Origin of the sequence: Streptococcus sp. VT 162 (assembly GCA_000688775.2) — a bacterium.
Lineage (GTDB): Bacteria > Bacillota > Bacilli > Lactobacillales > Streptococcaceae > Streptococcus.
In genome coordinates this window covers 1408546-1431176 of sequence record CP007628.2, presented here as the reverse complement: position 1 = coordinate 1431176, position 22631 = coordinate 1408546, and the positions used below count along the sequence as shown (strand labels likewise).

Below are 22631 nucleotides of genomic sequence, written 5' to 3'. Positions count from 1 at the left end.
GCATGATGTCTTTAAAGAAAATTTCAAGCTGGATTGTTAAAGATAAAGTAATAGTAATATTCTTTTTTGTGTCTTTTTTACCTATATTGTATGCTGTTGTAAAAATTGTTTTAAAAACGCACTTTGGAACTGAAGATTTTGGTATTAATTTGAGAAAAACAATAGACTTTGATTGGTTAGCTTATTATGGGTCAATTATTGGGAGTTATTTGATTGTATATACTCTAAAGAATGAAAATACAAAATATAGGGAAGAAAAATGTGACTCAGTTAGACCAATATTGAATGTTGGATTAAATTATGAACAAATGGGAAGTAAAGATAAACATAAACATACCTCTAATTGTTTAAAAATAGATTCAGAACAAGGCAAGAAACAAGGCAAGAAACAAGGCAAGAATTATATCTGTCAGTATAATTATATAAAGATTAACAAAGAAGATGCTCAAGATGAAGAATCGATTGCTATTCTTATAAAAATTAGAAATATTGGGTTAGGTCATGCCTTAATTGATAAAATAGAATATATAGAAAAAAATGGATCGGGAGGTAATCATAAATTAAAGGCTGAAGAAAGATTTATGATTGATAAGAAAACCTCAAATAATCTACTATTGAAGTTTGACTCAAGAATTGAAGATATTGAAAAGATTAAAATATTTTTTATTGATATTTTAGAAAATAAATATGTCTATGATTTAAAATTAGAAGGAATCAATGATAAAATGAATTTTGTGAATATTGAGGGTAAAAAATTACATTTATTTAGCCTTACCAAGGCATATTTTGAAAGTTATTTTCCAGAGATAGTAGAAAAAGATAGCTAAAGAACCGTCAAATACCAAGAAATGATGGCGCTGGGTACCGTGCAGGAAATGTATGACTTTTTAATGGAGTTATGGGTGGAAAGGGACTGAGATGACCTATCTCGGTCTCTTTTTGACGGATAAATGCTTGGTGTGGGAGTGGTTGATTGGATAGTCTTTTGGATGGTTTGCTGATGTAAAGGTTGGGGAAATGATTCATTTTTTTATTCTCTTCTATCACTTTATACGATGTCTGCTTTTAAACCTTATGTAGTAAAAGTATAAATTTTTGTAACATGACTAAAATATAACTCTAAACGAACTGACATGTAAATCAAGTATGATTTTCTTATCAAGAAAATATAAGGGGAATCCAGTTATGAAAAAAACAGTTACGAAACTGACTCTTGGTTTGACTTCTACCGCTATTTTAGCTACAGTTGGTGCTCAAACTGTGCACGCGAACTCTTACGTTGTCCAAGACGGTGATTCATTTTATGCCATCGCAACTGCAAACGGCATGGATCCGCATGAGTTGGCAGCTTTGAATGGAAAAACCATCTTTGACACTATCCACCCAGGCGATGTATTGGAAGTGAGTGGTTCCGCTCAGGCTAGCTCAACCTACAGTGCTCCAGCTAGCACTGCGAACGTGGTATCAGATACAGAGGATGTTGTCGAAAAGACTCCAACAAACTATGGAAACTCTTATCCTGTTGGTCAGTGTACATGGGGTGTGAAAGAATTGGCGCCTTGGGCCAGCAACTGGTGGGGAAATGCCAACACGTGGGCAATCTACGCGAGCGCTCAAGGCTATAAGACAGGAAGTGTTCCAGTAGTAGGAGCAATCGCCGTTTGGGACGGTGGTGAATATGGACACGTTGCTTATGTAACAGATGTTCAAAGTGAAAACTCTATCCAGGTATTGGAAGCAAACTACAGACGTCAAAAGCAGATTGCGAATTACCGTGGCTTCTTTAATCCACATGAATTTTTAGGTAACGTCACTTATATCTATCCAAATTAAAGATGATAAAAAGATTTAGAATTTCTAAGTCTTTTTTCTTTTTGAAAAAATTTCCTATCGTTAGCCTCCATCTTAATGACTAATTGCTGAAAATTTTTTAGATTCTGTAGCGAACAGGAAATTTTCGCTTTTGGATGTAGATAAACCATGTCTTTGTGGAAAATAGTTCTCAAGTCGAGAGGTAAAAGCAAGTTTTTTGAACTAAAAGAGAAATTTAGAGTTCGAGAAAGGTATCTGAAATCAAATTGATTCAGAAAATCTATATTTTTGATGGTAAAATCGTTCTATTATCTTAGATGAAGCCTCCAAAAGAGAAGTCAAAGTAAAAAGATTTGATTCACAGTAGTGACTAATCTCTAGTTAAAAACCGATCTTCGTTTTGAAAATAATCAAAAAAATGGTATAATGGTAGGAAAAGATTCGGCTAATACTCAATGAAAATCAAAGAGCAAACTAGGAAGCTAAAGAGCAAACTAGGAAGCTAGCCGCAGGTTGCTCAAAACACTGTTTTGAGGCTACAGATGGAAGCTGACTTGGTTTGAAGAGATTTTCGAAGAGTATAAAAGTATTAGTGCTTTTAGAATAAGAGGGTAAATTCACCCTATAATCAAGATAAATGAAGTTTCGGAGGAAAAATGAGTAATATTAGTTTAACAACACTAGGTGGTGTACGAGAAAATGGTAAAAATATGTACATCGCTGAAATCGATGGTTCTATTTTTGTTTTGGATGCAGGGCTTAAATACCCTGAAAATGAACAACTAGGTGTTGATGTCGTCATTCCAAATATGGACTACCTTTTTGAAAATAGCGATCGTATTGCAGGGGTCTTTTTGACCCACGGACATGCGGATGCTATTGGTGCCTTGCCTTATCTTTTGGCAGAGGCTAAGGTGCCTGTGTTTGGTTCTGAGTTGACCATTGAGTTGGCCAAACTCTTTGTCAAAGGAAATGATACGGTTAAGAAATTCAATGACTTCCATGTGATTGATGAAGATACAGAGATCGACTTTGGAGGGACTGTGGTTTCCTTCTTCCGTACAACCCACTCTATCCCAGAAAGTTTGGGAGTAGTCCTGAAAACAGCTGAAGGTAGCATAGTTTACACAGGGGACTTCAAGTTTGACCAGACAGCTAGCGAATCCTATGCGACAGATTTTGCTCGTTTGGCAGAGATTGGTCGTGATGGTGTCTTGGCACTCCTCAGTGATTCAGCCAATGCAGACAGCAATATTCAGGTGGCGAGCGAGAGTGAAGTTGGAGACGAAATTACCCAGACCATTGCAGACTGGGAAGGTCGTATCATCGTTGCCGCAGTTGCCAGCAACCTTTCTCGTATCCAGCAGGTTTTTGATGCTGCAGCAGATACAGGTCGCCGAGTTGTTTTGACTGGATTTGATATTGAAAATATCGTCCGCACTGCGATTCGACTCAAAAAATTGTCTCTAGCCAATGAAAGTCTCTTGATTAAACCCAAAGAAATGTCTCGTTTTGACGACCATGAGTTGATTATCCTTGAGACTGGGCGTATGGGTGAGCCGATTAATGGACTTCGTAAGATGTCCATCGGTCGCCACCGCTATGTGGAAATCAAAGACGGGGACTTAGTTTATATCGTAACGACTCCATCTATCGCCAAAGAAGCTGTCATGGCGCGTGTTGAAAACATGATCTACCAAGCTGGTGGTGTGGTGAAACTCATTACCCAAAGCTTGCGAGTATCCGGACACGGGAATGCGCGTGATTTGCAGTTGATGATCAATCTTCTACAGCCGAACTACCTCTTCCCTATCCAAGGGGAGTATCGTGAGTTGGATGCGCATGCCAAGGCTGCCATGGCAGTTGGAATGTTGCCGGAACGCATTTTCATCCCTAAAAAGGGAACGACCATGTCTTATGAACATGGAGACTTTGTTCCAGCTGGAGCAGTTTCTGCAGGGGATGTCTTGATTGACGGAAATGCCATCGGGGATGTTGGAAATGTCGTCCTTCGTGACCGTAAGGTCTTGTCAGAGGATGGAATCTTTATCGTGGCGATCACTGTCAACCGTCGTGAGAAGAAAATTGTGGCCAAGGCCCGTGTTCACACGCGTGGATTCGTTTATCTCAAGAAGAGTCGTGACATTCTCCGTGAAAGTTCAGAATTGATTAACCAAACGGTAGAAGAGTATCTTCAAGGTGATGACTTTGATTGGGCAGATCTCAAAGGCAAGGTTCGCGACAATCTGACCAAGTACCTCTTTGATCAAACCAAGCGTCGCCCGGCAATCTTGCCAGTCGTGATGGAAGCAAAATAATAAGCAGAATACCTACAGAAAAAGTCGAAATTCGGCTTTTTCTTATAGAATAGTAAAAGGAGACAACCATGGCAGTTATGAATATTGAGTATTACTCAAAAGTTTTGGATATGGAGTGGGGCGTTACCGTACTCTATCCAGATGCTAGTCGGGTGACTGAACCAGATTGCACGGATATTCCTGTTCTTTATCTTTTGCACGGAATGTCAGGAAACCAAAATAGCTGGCTCAAACGTACCAATGTCGAACGCTTGTTGCGTGGAACCAATCTCATTGTTATCATGCCCAATACTAGCAATGGCTGGTACACAGATACTCAGTATGGCTATAACTACTATACTGCTCTAGCAGAAGAACTCCCCCAAGTCATGAAACGTTTCTTCCCCAATATGACCAGCAAGCGAGAAAAGACCTTCATAGCAGGTCTCTCCATGGGAGGATATGGTTCCTTCAAACTCGCTCTATCGACAAATCGTTTTTCTCATGCGGCTAGTTTTTCTGGTGCGCTCAGTTTTCAAGAATTTTCTCCTGAAAGTCAGGATCTGGGGTCACTTGCCTACTGGCGAGGAGTTTTTGGAGAGATTAAAGACTGGACAGCTAGCCCTCATTCGCTTGAAAGCACGGCTGCAAAGTCCGATCAAAAGACCAAACTATGGGCTTGGTGTGGGGAGCAAGACTATCTCTACTCTGCCAATAACCTCGCAGTGAAAAACCTCAAAAAACTAGGTTTTGAGGTGACCTATAGTCATAGTCCAGGTAAGCACGAGTGGTACTACTGGGAAAAACAATTGGAGCGTTTTTTAGCTACTCTACCAATTGACTTTGTCTTGGAAGAACGTTTATCTTAGTTTTAGGTTTCTTTCAGCTTTCTTCAGTAAAATAGAGAATCTATCTTGATCAAGGAGAATGTGATTTCAAGATAGGTTCTTATTTTTATGAAAGGTGGGGCGTCATGTTCTGGATTATTCGATTATTCTTCCGATTTCTTTTGGGAATTTGGCGTTTCTTCTGGCGTCTGGTTTGGACTGTGGTCATTCTACTGATCATTGCCTTTGGAGTGGTTTGGTATCTGACAGGTGATTTTCATTCTGCGGTCAATCAGGTTGAAAAAATGAGCAAGATTGGTCAAGGTGGCTGGAATCAATGGAAGGAGACGGGAACGCTGGAAGTCTTGTCTCAGACAGACAGTCACCAACATGCAGAAGGCAAGTGGGCTCAAGCCTCAGCTCGCATCTATATTGAGCCTCAAATGGATGAAACCTTCCAAGGTGCCTATGCAGAAGCCATAAAAAACTGGAATCAAACGGGAGCCTTTACCTTTGAGGTGGTTGCGGATCCTAGCCAGGCAGATATTGTGGCAAGTGAGATGAATGATGGATCGACCGCTGTAGCAGGTCAAGCCGAGAGTCAAACCAATTTGTTAACCAAACAATTTATATCTGTAACGGTTCGCCTGAATCACTATTATCTATCCAATCCAAACTATGGTTATTCTTATGACCGAATCGTGCACACGGCGGAGCACGAGCTGGGGCATGCCATCGGTTTGGATCATACCAACGAGACTTCTGTCATGCAGCCAGCAGGTTCCTATTATGGGATTCAGCCTCAGGATGTGACAGCTGTTCAAGAACTCTATTCCAGTAGCGACTAGATGAAGTCGGTGCAATCTGAAAAGAAATCAAAGCTCCTCCAACAAGTGATTGGTGGGGCTTTTTGTTCGTCCTGTTACGGCCTTTTTGCTATAATGGAACTATGAATAACTTGATCAAATCAAAACTAGAGCTCCTACCGACCAGCCCTGGTTGTTACATTCACAAGGATAAAAATGGCACCATTATCTATGTAGGAAAGGCTAAAAATCTGCGCAACCGTGTGCGCTCCTATTTCCGTGGAAGTCACGATACCAAGACGGAGGCACTGGTGTCTGAAATTGTAGATTTTGAATTTATCGTCACTGAGTCCAATATTGAGGCACTTCTCCTAGAAATCAACCTCATCAAGGAGAATAAGCCCAAGTACAATATCATGCTCAAGGATGACAAGTCCTATCCCTTCATCAAAATCACCAATGAGCGTTATCCTCGATTGATTATCACCCGTCAGGTCAAAAAGGACGGTGGTCTTTATTTTGGACCTTATCCCGATGTAGGGGCAGCCAATGAAATCAAGCGACTATTGGACCGGATTTTTCCTTTTCGCAAGTGTACTAATCCACCCTCTAAGGTTTGTTTTTACTACCATATCGGCCAGTGTATGGCCCACACAATCTGTAAAAAAGATGAGGCCTATTTCAAGTCCATGGCTCAGGAGGTTTCTGATTTCCTAAAAGGGCAGGATGATAAAATCATCGATGACCTCAAGGGGAAGATGGCAAAGGCGGCTCAAAGTATGGAGTTTGAACGTGCAGCGGAATACCGTGATCTGATTCAGGCCATTGGAACACTTCGGACCAAGCAACGGGTCATGGCGAAAGATTTGCAAAATCGGGACGTCTTTGGTTACTATGTGGATAAGGGCTGGATGTGTGTCCAGGTTTTCTTTGTTCGTCAAGGCAAGCTCATTGAGAGGGATGTCAATCTCTTCCCCTACTACAATGATCCGGATGAGGACTTCTTGACCTATGTGGGACAATTCTATCAAGAAAAATCTCACCTGGTTCCCAATGAGGTGCTGATTCCGCAGGATATCGATGAAGAAGCAGTCAAGGTCTTGGTGGATACCAAGATTCTCAAACCTCAGCGTGGTGAGAAAAAACAGCTGGTCAATCTAGCCATAAAAAATGCCCGTGTTAGTCTGGAGCAAAAGTTCAATCTGCTAGAGAAATCTGTTGAAAAGACCCAAGGAGCTATTGAAAATCTGGGACACTTGCTCCAAATACCGACTCCAGTTCGCATCGAGTCCTTTGATAACTCTAATATCATGGGAACCAGTCCTGTTTCAGCTATGGTGGTTTTTGTCAATGGCAAACCAAGTAAAAAAGACTACCGAAAGTACAAGATAAAAACGGTTGTCGGTCCAGATGACTATGCTAGTATGCGTGAGGTTATTCGCAGACGTTATGGCCGAGTTCAACGTGATGGTTTAACCCCGCCAGATTTGATTGTGATTGATGGGGGACAAGGTCAAGTCAATATCGCCAAGCAAGTCATCCAAGAAGAGCTAGGTTTGGACATTCCCATTGCTGGGCTTCAAAAAAATGATAAGCACCAAACCCATGAATTGCTCTTTGGAGATCCGCTGGAAGTGGTGGAGTTGTCACGAAATTCTCAGGAATTTTTCCTCCTTCAACGCATCCAAGATGAGGTACACCGCTTTGCTATCACCTTCCACCGCCAACTGCGCTCAAAAAATTCTTTTTCATCTCAATTGGATGGGATTGACGGTCTGGGACCTAAACGCAAGCAGAATCTCATGAAGCATTTTAAATCTCTCACTAAAATCAAGGAAGCCAGTGTGGATGAAATTGTCGAAGTTGGTGTGCCAAGGGCAGTCGCAGAAGCTGTTCAGAGAAAGTTGAACCCTCAGGAAGAAGTGGAGTTGGCTCAAGTAGCAGAAGAGAGAGTAGATTACCAAACGGAAGGAAACTATCATGAACCATAAAATCGCAATTTTATCAGATATTCATGGCAATGCAACGGCACTAGAAGCAGTGGTTGCAGATGCTAAAGCTCACGGAGTCACTGAATATTGGCTTCTGGGAGATATTTTTCTACCTGGTCCAGGTGCAAATGACTTGGTCGCTCTGTTAAAGGAACTTCCTATCACGGCAAGTGTTCGAGGCAATTGGGATGATTGTGTCCTTGAGGCTTTAGATGGGCAATATGGCTTAGAAGACCCACAGGAAGTTCAGCTCTTGCGTATGACGCAGTATTTGATGGAGCGAATGGATCCTGCAACGATTGACTGGCTACGAAGCTTACCTATGCTAGAAAAGAGAGAAGTTGACGGACTGCGCTTTTCTCTTTCTCATAATTTGCCAAATAAGAACTATGGTGGTGACTTGCTAGTTGAGAATGATACAGAGAAATTTGACCAACTCCTAGATGATGAAGTTGACGTGGCAGTCTATGGTCATGTTCACAAGCAGTTGCTTCGTTATGGCAGTCAAGGGCAACAAATCATCAATCCAGGGTCGATTGGCATGCCCTATTTTAATTGGGAGGCGTTAAAAAATCACCGTGCCCAGTATGCCGTGATAGAAGTGGAAGACGGGGAATTGGTAAATATTCTATTCCGAAAAGTTTCCTACGATTATGAAGCAGAGTTAGAATTGGCCAAATCCAAGGGGCTTCCTTTTATCGAAATGTATGAAGAACTACGCCGAGATGACAACTATCGGGGGCACAATCTAGAACTCTTAGCTAGTTTAATTGAAAAGCATGGGTATGTGGAGGATGTGAAGAAATTTTTGGAGGCTATAAAGTCAGAATATAAGGTAGACTAGTTTCTTAAAACCCCTGAAAATTAGTTGGAACTGGATGAGGAAAAATCTGATTTTAATGATAAGTTTAAATCCAGGACTTCATCCGTGTTCCAATTTCTTTCTATGAAAAATCTCTGCAAGCTCTTTCAAAATATGGTAGAATGGATGCAGTAGAATTAGAAAAGGAAATCGATTATGAAATTTCTTGAATTAAATAAAAAACGTCATGCGACTAAGCATTTTACTGATAAACCAGTAGATCCCAAAGATGTGCGTACGGCTATCGAAATCGCAACCTTGGCCCCAAGTGCCCATAACAGCCAGCCGTGGAAGTTTGTAGTCGTTCGTGAGAAAAATGCTGAATTGGCAAAATTGGCTTATGGTGCGAACTTTGAGCAGGTGTCATCAGCACCTGTAACCATTGCCTTGTTTACAGATACAGATTTGGCTAAACGTGCTCGTAAGATTGCCCGAGTTGGTGGTGCTAATAACTTTTCTGAAGAGCAACTTCAATATTTTATGAAGAATCTGCCTGCTGAATTTGCGCGTTACAGTGAGCAACAGATCAGCGACTATCTAGCCCTCAATGCAGGTTTGGTTGCCATGAATTTGGTTTTGGCTCTTACAGACCAAGGAATCGGTTCTAACATTATCCTTGGATTTGACAAATCAAAAGCCAACGAAGTTTTGGACATTGAAGACCGTTTCCGCCCAGAACTCTTGATTACGGTAGGTTACACTGACGAAAAATTAGAACCAAGCTACCGCTTGCCAGTGGATGAAATTATCGAGAAAAGATAGAAAGAAGAAAAAATGACAGCAATTGATTTTACAGCAGAAGTAGAAAAACGCAAAGAGGACCTCTTGGCTGACTTGTTTAGCCTTTTGGAAATCAACTCAGAACGTGATGACAGCAAGGCGGACGCTCAGCATCCATTTGGACCTGGTCCAGTAAAAGCCTTGGAAAAATTCCTTGAAATCGCAGACCGCGATGGTTATCCAACTAAAAATGTCGATAACTACGCAGGACATTTTGAGTTTGGTGAAGGAGAAGAAGTTCTCGGAATCTTTGCTCACATGGACGTGGTGCCAGCTGGTAGCGGTTGGGACACGGACCCTTATACACCAACTATCAAAGATGGTCGCCTTTATGCGCGTGGAGCTTCAGACGACAAGGGTCCAACAACAGCTTGTTACTATGGTTTGAAAATCATCAAAGAATTAGGTCTTCCAACTTCTAAAAAAGTTCGTTTCATCGTCGGAACAGACGAAGAATCAGGTTGGGCAGACATGGACTACTACTTTGAACATGTAGGACTTGCGAAACCAGACTTCGGTTTCTCTCCAGACGCTGAATTCCCTATCATCAATGGTGAAAAAGGAAACATCACGGAATACCTCCACTTTGCAGGTGAAAATACAGGTGCAGCCCGTCTTCACAGCTTCACAGGTGGTTTGCGTGAAAACATGGTACCTGAATCAGCAACTGCAGTTGTTTCAGGTGATTTAGCTGACTTGCAAGCTAAGCTAGACGCCTTCGTTGCAGAGAACAAACTCAGAGGAGAAATTCAAGAAGATGCTGGCAAATACAAGGTCACCATCATTGGTAAATCAGCTCATGGTGCTATGCCTGCTTCAGGTGTCAATGGTGCGACCTATCTGGCCCTCTTCCTCAGCCAATTTGACTTTGCTGGACCAGCCAAAGACTACGTCGACATCGCTGGTAAGATTCTCTTGAATGACCATGAGGGTACAAATCTCAAGGTTGCTCATGTAGATGAAAAGATGGGTTCCCTTTCTATGAATGCCGGTGTCTTCCGCTTTGATGAAACAAGTGCTGACAATACGATTGCCCTCAACTTCCGTTATCCAAAAGGAACAAGTCCAGAGCAAATCAAGTCAGTTCTTGAAAACTTGCCAGTTGCTTCTGTTAGCCTTTCTGAACACGGTCATACCCCTCACTATGTACCAATGGAAGATCCACTCGTTCAAACCTTGTTGAATGTTTATGAAAAACAAACTGGTCTCCAAGGTCATGAGCAAGTCATCGGTGGTGGTACCTTTGGTCGCTTGCTGGAACGTGGAGTTGCCTACGGTGCCATGTTCCCAGACTCTATTGACACCATGCACCAAGCCAATGAATTTATCGCCTTGGACGATCTCTTCCGAGCAGCAGCAATCTATGCAGAAGCTATTTACGAATTGATCAAATAAAACGATAGAAGTCTGAGATTGTATGCTTGGACTTCTTTTTGGAGGGAAAACAGATGTCTCAAATCGAAAGAATCAAGCAAGCCATTATGGCGGATCCACAGAATACCAGCTATACAGAACGCGGAATCGAACCTCTCTTTGCGGCGCCAAAAACTGCCCGCATCAATATTGTCGGTCAGGCACCGGGGCTTAAAACCCAAGAAGCTGGGATTTATTGGAAGGATAAGAGTGGTGATCGCTTGCGGGACTGGCTAGGTGTAGATGAAGATACCTTTTACAATTCAGGCTTGTTTGCAGTTCTGCCAATGGATTTTTACTTTCCAGGACATGGCAAGTCGGGTGATCTGCCACCTCGTACAGGTTTCGCAGAAAAATGGCATCCGCAACTCTTGCAAGAGTTGCCCGATATCCAATTAACTCTCTTGATTGGACAATATGCCCAGGCCTATTATTTACATGAAAAAGTTAGTGGCAAGGTGACAGAGCGGGTGAAACACTACAAAGACTATCTACCAGAATTTTTCCCTCTGGTGCACCCCTCACCACGAAATCAAATCTGGATGGCTAAGAATCCTTGGTTTGAGTCAGAAGTGGTGCCCGATTTGAAAAAAAGAATTCAAAAGATTCTTGGAGAAACAAAATGAAAGAAATTACTTTTAACGATTTTTACCAGCTTTATCAGAAAGAATCCCTTTCAGTCATAGACGTGAGAGAAGTAGAAGAGTTCGAGACGCTTCATTTAGAAGGTGCTCAGAACCTACCACTTAGTCAATTGGCTGATACTTATGATCAATTGGACAAAGACCTCTTGTATTATGTCATTTGTAAATCTGGGATGAGGTCAGCGCGTGCTTGTCAATTTCTAGCTGAACAGGGTTATGACGTTATCAATGTCCAAGGTGGAGTGACGGCCTTTGAAAATCTTTAAACCTCTATAGCGATAGATCCTAATCTTCCCTTGCTCGGTTCCAACTGAGTGAGGGATTTTGTTATGTGACTATTAGTCCGTCTCGCTCCGTAAGGTGCGAGCCTGGTGCAAACCACCCGTTAGACGGGTGGTTATGATTTTTAGATAATTCTTATTTTTAAAAATATTGAAAACATTCAATGATTAATTTTGGATACTTTTTTCAGAGTCTTAATCATGGTATACTAGGTCAGTATTTTAGAAATTTGAAGGAGATTTTTATGGCTAAAAAAGGTGCCCTAACAGGCTTGCTCCTGTTTGGAATATTTTTTGGTGCGGGAAACTTGATTTTTCCACCTTCTCTAGGTGCTTTATCTGGAGAACAATTTCTTCCTGCTATCGCAGGTTTTGTCTTTTCAGGTGTTGGTATTGCCGTCTTGACACTTATTATTGGAACGCTAAACCCGAAAGGATACATTCACGAGATTTCTAAGAAAATCTCACCTTGGTTTGCGACGCTTTATCTTGCAGTCCTCTATCTATCGATTGGTCCCTTCTTTGCCATTCCGCGTACAGCCACAACAGCTTACGAAGTTGGGATTAGTCCCCTCTTATCCGAAGCAAACAAAGGTCTAGGACTGATTGTCTTTACTGTGCTTTACTTTGCAGCGGCCTATTTGATCTCACTCAATCCATCAAAAATCTTGGATCGAATCGGACGTGTTTTAACGCCAGTCTTTGCTTTGTTGATCGTTATCTTGGTTGTACTAGGTGCCTTCAAATATGGTGGAACAAGCCCTCAAGTGGCTTCAGCTGCTTATCAAGCTTCTGCCTTTGGTACAGGATTCCTAGAAGGTTATAACACCTTGGATGCCCTTGCCTCAGTGGCTTTTAGTGTGATTGCTGTTCAAACCTTGAAACAACTTGGATTCTCCAGTAAGAAAGAATACATTTCAACTATTTGGGTGGTTGGTATCGTTGTAGCTCTTGCCTTTAGCGCTCTTTACATTGGTTTAGGATTCCTTGGAAATCACTTCCCAGTACCAGCAGAAGTGATGAAGGGTGGAACACCAGGTGTTTATATCTTGTCGCAAGCAACTCAGGAAATCTTTGGTTCAACAGCTCAACTCTTCCTTGCTGTTATGGTAACTGTAACCTGCTTCACAACGACAGTTGGATTGATTGTGTCGACAGCAGAGTTCTTTAACGGACGTTTCCCACAAATCAGCTACAAGGCCTATGCAACTGCCTTTACCTTGATTGGATTTGCTATTGCAAATCTTGGTCTGGATGCGATCATTAAGTACTCAGTGCCAGTACTGGTAATCTTGTACCCAATCACCATCGCCATTGTGATGATCGTGATTGTGAATAAGTTTGTAGCCCTATCAAAACCGGGCATGCAGTTAACTATTGGGCTTGTTACAGCTATTGCTCTTGCAAGTGTCCTTGGAAGTTCCTTTAAGATTGAGTTTCTAGAAAATCTGATTAATGCCCTTCCGTTTGCGTCAGCCTCTCTTCCATGGCTAGTGCCAGCTATTATCGGAATCTTGCTTTCATTGGTTCTACCAAACAAACAAGAGAGTGATGTTTTTGAGATGGAATAAAAAAATTCTTGGTCATTGACCAAGAATTTTTTGTATGAACACGACTCATTAGTTGGTTTGTTCAGTATAACCAGCCTCTTTAAGCATTTTTCTAGTTTTTAGAAAACTTACACGGCTTCCAGAGCCAGAAACTTCATTTGGCATTGCTTTTTTCATCTCTTCGAGATTCACAACAGTCATGTTAACCTCCATGCTATGGATGACTTTTCCATCTTTGAATTCGATATTTTGTGTAATGCCTTTAAGTCCTTCCTCCTTTTTATAAGTTTTCACGATAAGTTCTTTAATCTCTTCTGCTGACTTGTCCAGTATTTCAGGGTCAAAAACATTATAGACTTCTTGTTTTACAACATCATCCCCCTTAACAGTGTATGTCAAGGTAGAAGTTCTTCCGGGATTGCTATTGTGAACAAAAATATAGTTTTTTGTCTCATCTTTCTTTTCAGATGATTGTTGACTGCTTTGTTTGGTCTCGCTTGACTGATTTGTTGTGTCTTCTTTGCTACTGCTGTTTGCAGTTGTTGATGCTTGTTTGGAACATCCGAGTAGGAGGATAAGTGAAGCCACTAGAGCTAATGAAGTTTTAACATAAGTTTTCATAAAATTTCCTTTCATAATCAAAGTATTTTGTATTATAACATGATTCTACTACAAAATCAACTAGACCTCCCCTCTCATCTGACCTGACATGACAACGAATAGAAACTAGTCTGACGATTAATGTTTTGTCTCTATCTATTTCAAAGAACTTTTATCCTATGGATTGAAAAGTGGGAAGTTTTAAATGCACTTTTTATGGAATTGCGATGAATCTATTGAACTCATCGTTTAGGGATGTAATAAAACACCCCAAGAGTTAGAGTTGTGTCTAACTTTTGGGGTGGACCTACACTAGTCTATATGAAATTTTAGGAGATTAGTTCGTCTTTTCTGTGAATCCCATTTTTTCCAGTGCTTTTTTTGAGTTTGAGAAACTCACACGATTGCCGATACCAGAATATTCTTCAGGAAGTGCTTTTCTAAGTTCGCTAATACTTGCAACTGAGAAATCAACTTCTAGATTTTGAACAACTTTTCCATCTTTGATTTCAATCGTTTGTTTAACACCTTTGAGTCCATTATAACCTTTGTACTTTTCTTCGATAAAACTCTTGACATCTTCTGGAGTTGCGTTAAGAATCTCAGGATCTGCAACATTTTGAGCGGTTTGCTTGATAACATTGTCCCCCTCTACAGTATAAACCAAGGTAGAAGTGATTCCAGAATTATTTTTGTTTACAAAGGTATGTGTTTTAGTTGTTTCTTTCTTTTCAGATGATTGTTCAGTGCTTTGTTTGCTCTCACTTGACTGAGTTGTTGTGTCTTCTTTGGTACTGCTGTTGGTAGGTGTTGATGCTTGTTTGGAACATCCGAGCAGGAGAACAAGTGAAGCCACAAGGGCTAGTGATACTTTAAAGTATGATTTCATATTTTTTACTTTCCTTTCATAATCAAAGTATTTGTATTATAACATGGATCTATAGTGAAAGCAACTAAACACAGTTTTTCTCCTTTTGAGAAGGAGTCTGACTAGAAAAATGTTATAATGGTAGGAAAGAGGTGAAGAAATGAATCAGACTATAAACTATATCAAAGAACTAACTGCTATTGCATCTCCGACGGGCTTTACTCGTGAGATTTCAGACTATCTAGTCCATACTATAGAGAAACTTGGTTACCAGCCGGTTCGTACAGCCAAGGGTGGTGTCAATGTTACTATTAAAGGTCAAAATGATGACCAACAGCGCTATGTGACTGCCCATGTGGATACGCTGGGTGCTATTGTCCGTGCAGTCAAACCGGATGGCCGTCTCAAATTGGATCGTATCGGTGGTTTTCCTTGGAACATGATTGAAGGAGAAAACTGTACGGTTCATGTGGCTAGCACAGGTAAAAAGGTATCTGGAACCATTCTCATCCATCAGACTTCTTGCCATGTCTACAAAGATGCGGGAACTGCTGAACGCACACAGGACAATATGGAAGTGCGTTTGGATGCAAAAGTAAGTAATGAAAAAGAAACCCGCGCCTTGGGTATTGAGGTTGGAGACTTTATTAGTTTCGATCCGCGAACAGTTGTGACAGAAACTGGTTTTATCAAGTCTCGCCACTTGGATGACAAGGTCAGCGCAGCAATTTTGCTCAATCTTCTTCGTATTTACAAGGAAGAGGGGATTGAATTGCCAGTAACAACTCATTTTGCTTTTTCAGTCTTCGAAGAGGTGGGTCACGGTGCGAACTCCAATATTCCAGCTCAGGTAGTGGAATATCTAGCTGTGGATATGGGAGCTATGGGCGATGACCAGCAGACGGATGAATATACAGTGTCTATCTGTGTCAAGGACGCTTCAGGTCCCTATCACTATGACTTCCGTCAACACTTGGTAGCTTTGGCGAAGGAGCAAGATATTCCATTTAAGCTCGACATTTATCCATTTTACGGTTCGGATGCTTCAGCAGCTATGTCAGCAGGAGCAGAGGTTAAGCATGCCCTCCTTGGAGCTGGTATTGAATCCAGTCACTCTTACGAACGAACACACATTGATTCGGTCGTGGCGACTGAGCGTATGGTAGACGCCTATCTCAAGAGCACCTTGGTAGACTAATATGTGCTTGATTTGTCAAAGAATTGAATGGATCAAGGCAGGGGAAAATCCCTACTTTGTAAAAGAACTAGAGACAGGCTATGTTGTTATTGGAGACCACCAATACTTTAAGGGCTATACCTTGTTTTTAGCAAAAGAGCATGTCACAGAACTCCACCATATGGAGACTTCTGTAAAACTTCGTTTTCTAGAGGAAATGAGTTTGGTCCAAGAAGCTGTTGCCAAAACGTTTAAAGCTGAAAAGATGAATATTGAACTCCTAGGAAATGGAGATGCCCACGCTCACTGGCACCTCTTTCCAAGACGATCAGGTGATATGAGGGGTCATGGATTGAATGGCCGTGGTCCAGTCTGGTGGGTGCCATGGGAAGAAATGGCGGCAGAAGATTGCCAAGTGAAATCCCATGAGTTGGAACAAATGATTAAAGCCTTATCCGATGAATTAGAGAAGCACTTGGTATAAGAGAGGAAGAAAAAATGAAAAAAAGATACATCGTTTTATCTGGTTTGCTGGCAGTAACCCTAGCAGCATGTTCTCAAGAAAAACCTAAAAATGAAGAAAACACTCAAAAAACGGAACAAACTAGTCAACCTGAAGGAACTGTAGGGAGCAAATCTCAAGCCTCTAGTCAGAAGAAGGCAGAAGTTGTCAATAAGGGAGACTACTATAGTATTCAAGGGAAGTACGATGAAATCGTCATAGCTAATAAGCACTATCCTTTGTCAAAAGACTATAATCCAGGAGAAAATCCAACAGCTAAAGCAGAGTTGCTGAAACTCATTGCAGCAATGCAAGCAGCTGGCTACCCAATCAGCGATCACTACAGTGGTTTTAGAAGTTATGAAACTCAAACCAAACTTTATCAAGACTATGTGAATCAAGACGGTAAGGAAGCAGCAGATCGCTACTCAGCACGCCCAGGTTACAGTGAACACCAAACAGGTCTTGCATTTGACCTTATTGGGACAGATGGTGATTTAGTCACTGAAGAAAAGGCAGCCCAGTGGCTCTTGGATCATGCGGCTGACTATGGCTTTGTCGTTCGCTATCTCAAAGGTAAGGAAAAAGAGACTGGCTACATGGCTGAAGAATGGCATCTCCGCTACGTTGGAAAAGAAGCCAAAGAAATTGCTGCAAGTGGTCTCAGTTTGGAAGAGTACTATGGCTTTGAAGGTGGCGATTACGTCGATTAAAAAAGTAATTTTTCTCTTGCATTTTTAGATAAATAGTGTATAATGGAAAGGTATGTGTAAAGCATACTTGTGGGAGGTAAAAATCTCTAATTACCGCCAAAACCACAAAGGAGGATTTAAAAATGGCTAAAAAAGTCGAAAAACTTGTAAAATTGCAAATCCCTGCTGGTAAAGCTACACCAGCTCCACCAGTTGGACCTGCTCTTGGTCAAGCTGGTATCAACATCATGGGATTCACAAAAGAGTTCAACGCTCGTACAGCTGACCAAGCTGGGATGATCATTCCAGTTGTTATCTCAGTATACGAAGACAAATCATTTACTTTCGTTACAAAAACACCACCAGCTGCTGTTCTTTTGAAAAAAGCTGCAGGTGTTGAAAAAGGATCAGGTACACCTAACAAAACTAAAGTTGCTACAGTTACTCGTGCACAAGTACAAGAAATTGCAGAAACTAAGATGCCAGATTTGAACGCAGCAAACATTGAGTCTGCAATGCGTATGATCGAAGGTACTGCTCGTTCTATGGGATTCACTGTTGTTGACTAATCAATAACACCCCCAATATAACCCGCAAGACTTCATCATTTCGAGAAGTGACGTGGGAGATGAAAATCGATTGAACCACTTACAAGGAGAATAGAAAATGGCTAAAAAAAGCAAACAACTTCGTGCTGCTCTTGAAAAAATCGACAGCACAAAAGCATACAGTGTAGAAGAAGCTGTAGCACTTGCAAAAGAAACTAACTTTGCAAAATTTGACGCAACTGTAGAAGTTGCTTATAACTTGAACATCGACGTTAAAAAAGCTGACCAACAAATCCGTGGCGCAATGGTATTGCCAAACGGTACTGGTAAAACTTCACGCGTTCTTGTTTTCGCACGTGGTGCAAAAGCTGAAGAAGCAAAAGCTGCTGGTGCAGACTTTGTTGGTGAAGATGACCTTGTTGCGAAAATCAACGACGGTTGGTTGGACTTCGACGTAGTTATCGCTACACCTGACATGATGGCTCTTGTTGGACGTCTTGGACGTGTCCTTGGACCACGTAACTTGATGCCAAACCCTAAAACTGGTACTGTAACAATGGATGTTGCTAAAGCAGTTGAAGAGTCTAAAGGTGGTAAAATCACTTACCGTGCTGACCGTGCAGGTAACGTTCAAGCAATCATCGGTAAAGTATCATTTGAAGCTGAAAAATTGGTTGAAAACTTTAAAGCTTTCAACGAAACAATCCAAAAAGCAAAACCAGCTACAGCTAAAGGAACTTACGTAACAAACTTGACAATCACAACTACTCAAGGTGTTGGTATCAAGGTTGACGTAAACTCACTTTAATCAGTAGTTTATATCAGAGAACGAGTGCGAAAGTGCTCGTTTTTTTTGATGATAAGTTCACACCAGGGAAAATAACTCCATTAATATCATGATAGAGCAAGAGAATAGTGCTTTTCCTCTTCTTCTTTCACAGAAAATGTGGTATAATAGAGAGTAAAAACTTTGAAAGAAAGAAAAAGATGAATTTAAAAGATTATATCGCAACGATTGAAAATTATCCTAAGGAAGGTATCACCTTCCGTGATATCAGCCCATTGATGGCAGATGGTAATGCCTATAGCTACGCTGTTCGTGAAATTGTTCAGTATGCAACAGACAAGAAGATCGACATGATTGTGGGTCCAGAGGCTCGTGGATTTATTGTTGGTTGCCCAGTTGCTTTTGAGTTGGGAATTGGCTTTGCTCCTGTTCGTAAACCAGGGAAATTGCCACGTGAAGTCATTTCTGCTGACTATGAGAAAGAGTACGGTATTGATACCTTGACCATGCATGCTGATGCGATTAAACCAGGTCAACGTGTTCTCATCGTAGATGATCTTTTGGCAACAGGTGGAACTGTTAAGGCAACGATTGAGATGATTGAAAGACTTGGTGGAGTTGTAGCCGGTTGTGCTTTCTTGATTGAGTTGGATGAGCTTAAAGGCCGTGAAAAAATCGGAGATTACGATTACAAGGTACTTATGCATTATTAATGAAAAACAGTCCTTGGGGCTGTTTTCTCTTCATCTGCTATATAAATTAACTATAGCTAGTTAGAGAAAAACTATAATTGAAAACTATATCTTCATGCAGTATAATAAAGGGAAGAAGTATTTGGAGGTTTTTGCTTTCAAACAGACAACATCATTCCCGAAATAGAGAACTGTTAGGAGGGTATTATGCCGATTCGAATTGATAAAAAATTACCAGCTGTGGAGATTTTAAGGACAGAAAATATCTTTGTTATGGACGACCAACGGGCTGCTCATCAGGATATTCGCCCCTTGAAGATTTTGATTTTAAATCTCATGCCTCAAAAGATGGTAACAGAAACGCAACTCTTGCGACATTTGGCTAATACCCCTTTGCAATTAGATATTGATTTCTTATATATGGAAACACATCGTTCCAAGACAACCCGTGCCGAACATATGGAAACCTTCTATAAGACCTTTCCAGAGGTCAAGGATGACTTTTTTGATGGAATGATTATCACAGGAGCACCAGTCGAGCATTTGCCTTTTGAAGAGGTGGACTACTGGGAGGAATTCAAGCAGGTCATCGAATGGTCCAAGACGCATGTTTTTTCAACCCTCCATATCTGTTGGGGAGCTCAAGCAGGTCTATATGTTCGCTATGGCGTTGAAAAGCACCAGATGGATCGGAAACTATCAGGAATTTATCCACAGGACACCTTGAAAGAAGGGCACCTTCTTTTTAGAGGTTTTGATGATCGCTATGTAGCTCCTCATTCTCGTCATACTGAGATTTTAAAAGAAGAAATCTTAAACAAGACCAATCTGGAGATTCTGTCAGAAGGTCCTGAGGTTGGGGTTTCTATCCTAGCTAGTCGAGATTTGCGTGAGATTTATAGTTTTGGTCATTTGGAGTACGATCGTGACACTTTGGCAAGAGAGTATTTTCGTGATTATGAGGCGGGACTCGACCCTCATATCCCAGAGAACTACTTTAAAAATGATGATGTAAATGAGACGCCCTGTCTCTGTTGGTCTTCATCAGCTGCCCTCTTTTTCAGCAATTGGGTAAACTATGCAGTTTATCAAGAAACCCCTTTTGACTGGAGAAAGGTAGAGGATGATGCGGCTGCATTTGGATATCTATAAGAGGAATTATGACATATTTTGACGCTTTTAAATCAGGGAACTTGGTTTTGCCAAGTGCCCTGCTCTTGCATTTTAAGGAACTCTTTCCTTCCAGCGATGATTTTCTCGTCTGGCAATTTTTCTATTTACAAAATACCACAGCCCTAGGAGATGTTTCACCTAGTCAGATTGCTGAAATCATTGGCAAAGAGGTGGCAGATGTCAACCAATCCATTTCGAATTTGACTGAAAATGGTTTGCTACAATATCGGACCATTGAACTAAATGGGGAAATTGAGCTGATTTTTGATGCTAGTTTGGCTTTTGAACGCTTGGATAGCTTGCTAGATACCCAAGCTCCAGCTACAACAGCCCCAAATCCGCAGAATCAATTGAAGGATCTGGTTGAAACTTTTCAGCAAGAATTGGGACGCTTATTAACACCATTTGAAATCGAAGATCTTTCTAAGACTGTCAAAGAAGACGGAGTTAAGGCGGATTTGATCAAGGAAGCTCTCCGAGAGGCTGTTCTCAATGGCAAGCCAAACTGGAAATATATTCAGGCAATCCTACGAAACTGGCGCCATGAAGGTATTCAGTCTGTGGCTCAGGTAGAGGCCAAACGAGCAGAGCGAGAAGCGAACAATCCCAAACAAGTTCAGGCTTCGGCTGATTTCCTCGATGCCATGAATTTGTGGCAAGATTAGTCGCTTGAAAAATCTTGAAAATTAGAGTAAGGTTTGCAAGCTCCTTATAAATATGATAGAATAATAGTGAATAAAATGAAAAAAGAGGTATGTGAAATGTCACGTAAACCATTTATCGCTGGTAACTGGAAAATGAACAAAAATCCAGAAGAAGCAAAAGCATTCGTTGAAGCCGTTGCATCAAAACTTCCTTCATCAGACCTTGTTGAAGCAGGTATCGCAGCTCCAGCAGTTGATTTGACAGCTGTTCTTGCTGCTGCTAAAGGTTCAAACCTTAAAGTTGCTGCTCAAAACTGCTACTTTGAAAATGCAGGTGCTTTCACTGGTGAAACTAGCCCACAAGTTTTGAAAGAAATCGGTACTGACTACGTTGTGATCGGTCACTCAGAACGTCGTGACTACTTCCATGAAACCGACGAAGATATCAACAAAAAAGCAAAAGCAATCTTTGCAAACGGTATGCTTCCAATCATCTGTTGTGGTGAGTCACTTGAAACTTACGAAGCTGGTAAAGCTGCTGAATTCGTAGGTGCTCAAGTATCTGCTGCTTTGGCTGGATTGACAACTGAACAAGTTGCTGCATCCGTTATCGCTTATGAGCCAATCTGGGCTATCGGTACTGGTAAATCAGCTTCACAAGACGACGCACAAAAAATGTGTAAAGTCGTTCGTGACGTTGTAGCTGCTGACTTTGGTCAAGAAGTTGCGGACAAAGTTCGTGTTCAATACGGTGGTTCTGTTAAACCTGAAAACGTTGCTTCATACATGGCTTGCCCAGACGTTGACGGTGCCCTTGTTGGTGGTGCGTCACTTGAAGCTGAAAGCTTTTTGGCATTGCTTGACTTTGTAAAATAATCTCAGTTATTTCAGACAGTCTTCTAAGACTGTCTTTTTTTTAAAGACTGTATATTTTTCTTAAATTATCAGTCTATTACAACTTTTTTAATATGGGTTAATTTTCTTGCTTTTGTCTACTAGGTGTAGTATACTGAGGTAGTAATCAATAAATATGGTTACAAAAATAATATTATGAGGTGAAAAAAATGGTTGAATTGAAAAAAGATGCATTAAAAGACGTAACAACATTATCTAAGACAGCGCCAGTAGCATTGGTAAAAACAAAGGAAGTATTGAACCAAGCAGTAGCGGACTTGTATGTGGCTCACATTGCCCTTCACCAAGTACACTGGTATATGCGTGGTCGTGGTTTCCTCGTATGGCATCCAAAAATGGATGAATACATGGACAGCCTTGATGGCTATCTTGACGAAATCAGCGAACGTTTGATCACCCTTGGTGGCAAACCTTACTCAACTTTGACAGAATTCCTTCAACACAGTGAAATCGAAGAAGAAGAAGGAAAATTCCGTAACGTTGAAGAAAGTTTGGAACGTGTTCTAGCGATTTATCGCTACCTCATCACGCTTTTCCAAAAAGCTTTGGATGTGACTGATGAAGAAGGCGATGATGTTACAAACGATATCTTTGTTGGTGCTAAGGCTGAACTTGAGAAAACAGTTTGGATGCTTGCAGCAGAACTTGGACAAGCTCCTGGTTTGTAAAATATAGTTGCTACCCCTTTTATCATGAGGCGCTTGATAAGCGCCCATGAGCAATCATCTTTTAAAAGTCATGTAACTGTAAACAGTTGCATGATTTTTTGT

At 41.1% G+C, this 22631-nt stretch carries 24 protein-coding genes; 22 read left to right on the top strand and 2 right to left on the bottom strand.

The window, feature by feature from the left end; all coding sequences use genetic code 11:
* Positions 1 to 2 precede the first annotated feature (2 nt).
* The 12 genes from V470_07205 to V470_07150 all read left to right on the top strand — a co-directional run bounded on the left by V470_07205 (position 3) and on the right by V470_07150 (position 13284).
* Positions 3 to 827, top strand: a complete 825-nt coding sequence (locus V470_07205) for a hypothetical protein (protein ID AHZ48204.2) — start codon at positions 3 to 5, stop codon at positions 825 to 827.
* A 358-nt stretch (positions 828 to 1185) separates the two neighbouring features.
* Complete coding sequence (locus V470_07200; GenBank protein ID AHZ48203.1) at positions 1186 to 1833, top strand: hydrolase; 648 nt, start codon at positions 1186 to 1188, stop codon at positions 1831 to 1833.
* 635 nt (positions 1834 to 2468) lie between these two features.
* Entirely contained in the window at positions 2469 to 4130 is a 1662-nt protein-coding gene (locus V470_07195) for a ribonuclease J (protein ID AHZ48202.1), read from the top strand.
* Positions 4131 to 4198: 68 nt separating this feature from the next.
* Positions 4199 to 4978 carry an acetyl esterase gene (locus tag V470_07190; GenBank protein ID AHZ48201.1) on the top strand — a complete coding sequence of 260 codons (780 nt, stop codon included), beginning with the start codon at positions 4199 to 4201 and terminating at the stop codon, positions 4976 to 4978.
* 104 nt (positions 4979 to 5082) lie between these two features.
* The gene (locus V470_07185; GenBank protein AHZ48200.1) at positions 5083 to 5784 is read left to right on the top strand and encodes a peptidase; all 702 of its coding nucleotides are present in this window, start codon (positions 5083 to 5085) and stop codon (positions 5782 to 5784) included.
* 101 nt (positions 5785 to 5885) lie between these two features.
* Positions 5886 to 7733 (top strand): excinuclease ABC subunit C, encoded by a 1848-nt coding sequence (locus V470_07180; protein ID AHZ48199.1) that lies wholly within the window; start codon positions 5886 to 5888, stop codon positions 7731 to 7733.
* Positions 7723 to 8577: a serine/threonine protein phosphatase gene (locus V470_07175; protein AHZ48198.1), complete on the top strand. Its 855-nt coding sequence runs from the start codon at positions 7723 to 7725 to the stop codon at positions 8575 to 8577. Before V470_07180 ends, V470_07175 begins: the two co-directional genes overlap by 11 nt.
* 174 nt (positions 8578 to 8751) lie before the next feature.
* A complete protein-coding gene (locus V470_07170) occupies positions 8752 to 9357 on the top strand; it encodes an NAD(P)H nitroreductase (protein AHZ48197.1) in 606 nt (201 codons plus the stop codon).
* A 12-nt stretch (positions 9358 to 9369) separates the two neighbouring features.
* Positions 9370 to 10770 (top strand): dipeptidase PepV, encoded by a 1401-nt coding sequence (locus V470_07165; protein ID AHZ48196.1) that lies wholly within the window; start codon positions 9370 to 9372, stop codon positions 10768 to 10770.
* Positions 10771 to 10823: 53 nt separating this feature from the next.
* A complete protein-coding gene (locus V470_07160) occupies positions 10824 to 11414 on the top strand; it encodes a uracil-DNA glycosylase (GenBank protein ID AHZ48195.1) in 591 nt (196 codons plus the stop codon).
* Positions 11411 to 11698: a rhodanese gene (locus tag V470_07155; protein AHZ48194.1), complete on the top strand. Its 288-nt coding sequence runs from the start codon at positions 11411 to 11413 to the stop codon at positions 11696 to 11698. Before V470_07160 ends, V470_07155 begins: the two co-directional genes overlap by 4 nt.
* A 260-nt stretch (positions 11699 to 11958) precedes the next feature.
* Positions 11959 to 13284, top strand: coding sequence for a branched-chain amino acid ABC transporter substrate-binding protein (locus tag V470_07150; protein AHZ48193.1), 1326 nt, complete (start codon positions 11959 to 11961; stop codon positions 13282 to 13284).
* 48 nt (positions 13285 to 13332) lie between these two features.
* Here the strand turns inward: V470_07150 and V470_07145 are convergent, their stop codons facing one another.
* Entirely contained in the window at positions 13333 to 13884 is a 552-nt protein-coding gene (locus V470_07145) for a hypothetical protein (GenBank protein AHZ48192.1), read from the bottom strand.
* A 316-nt stretch (positions 13885 to 14200) separates the two neighbouring features.
* A complete protein-coding gene (locus V470_07140) occupies positions 14201 to 14752 on the bottom strand; it encodes a hypothetical protein (GenBank protein ID AHZ48191.1) in 552 nt (183 codons plus the stop codon).
* Between the two features lie 139 nt (positions 14753 to 14891).
* Here V470_07140 and V470_07135 point away from each other — a divergent pair, with 139 nt between their 5' ends.
* From V470_07135 to V470_07090, 10 genes are all read left to right on the top strand, one after another.
* Entirely contained in the window at positions 14892 to 15929 is a 1038-nt protein-coding gene (locus V470_07135; protein ID AHZ48190.1) for a peptidase M42, read from the top strand.
* Between the two features lies 1 nt (position 15930).
* Positions 15931 to 16392, top strand: coding sequence for a histidine triad protein (locus V470_07130; GenBank protein ID AHZ48189.1), 462 nt, complete (start codon positions 15931 to 15933; stop codon positions 16390 to 16392).
* A 14-nt stretch (positions 16393 to 16406) separates the two neighbouring features.
* Positions 16407 to 17123, top strand: a complete 717-nt coding sequence (locus V470_07125) for a D-alanyl-D-alanine carboxypeptidase (protein ID AHZ48188.1) — start codon at positions 16407 to 16409, stop codon at positions 17121 to 17123.
* A 122-nt stretch (positions 17124 to 17245) separates the two neighbouring features.
* Entirely contained in the window at positions 17246 to 17671 is a 426-nt protein-coding gene (locus tag V470_07120) for a 50S ribosomal protein L11 (protein ID AHZ48187.1), read from the top strand.
* Between the two features lie 97 nt (positions 17672 to 17768).
* Positions 17769 to 18458, top strand: a complete 690-nt coding sequence (locus tag V470_07115) for a 50S ribosomal protein L1 (GenBank protein AHZ48186.1) — start codon at positions 17769 to 17771, stop codon at positions 18456 to 18458.
* Positions 18459 to 18637: 179 nt separating this feature from the next.
* A complete protein-coding gene (locus tag V470_07110) occupies positions 18638 to 19150 on the top strand; it encodes an adenine phosphoribosyltransferase (GenBank protein ID AHZ48185.1) in 513 nt (170 codons plus the stop codon).
* Positions 19151 to 19336: 186 nt separating this feature from the next.
* Entirely contained in the window at positions 19337 to 20281 is a 945-nt protein-coding gene (locus V470_07105; GenBank protein ID AHZ48184.1) for a homoserine O-succinyltransferase, read from the top strand.
* Positions 20282 to 20289: 8 nt separating this feature from the next.
* A complete protein-coding gene (locus V470_07100; GenBank protein ID AHZ48183.1) occupies positions 20290 to 20967 on the top strand; it encodes a DNA replication protein DnaD in 678 nt (225 codons plus the stop codon).
* 96 nt (positions 20968 to 21063) lie between these two features.
* Positions 21064 to 21822, top strand: a complete 759-nt coding sequence (locus tag V470_07095; GenBank protein ID AHZ48182.1) for a triosephosphate isomerase — start codon at positions 21064 to 21066, stop codon at positions 21820 to 21822.
* A gap of 188 nt (positions 21823 to 22010) precedes the next feature.
* On the top strand, positions 22011 to 22529 hold the full coding sequence (locus V470_07090; protein AHZ48181.1) for a ferritin: 519 nt from the start codon (positions 22011 to 22013) through the stop codon (positions 22527 to 22529).
* The last annotated feature ends 102 nt before the right edge of the window (positions 22530 to 22631 follow it).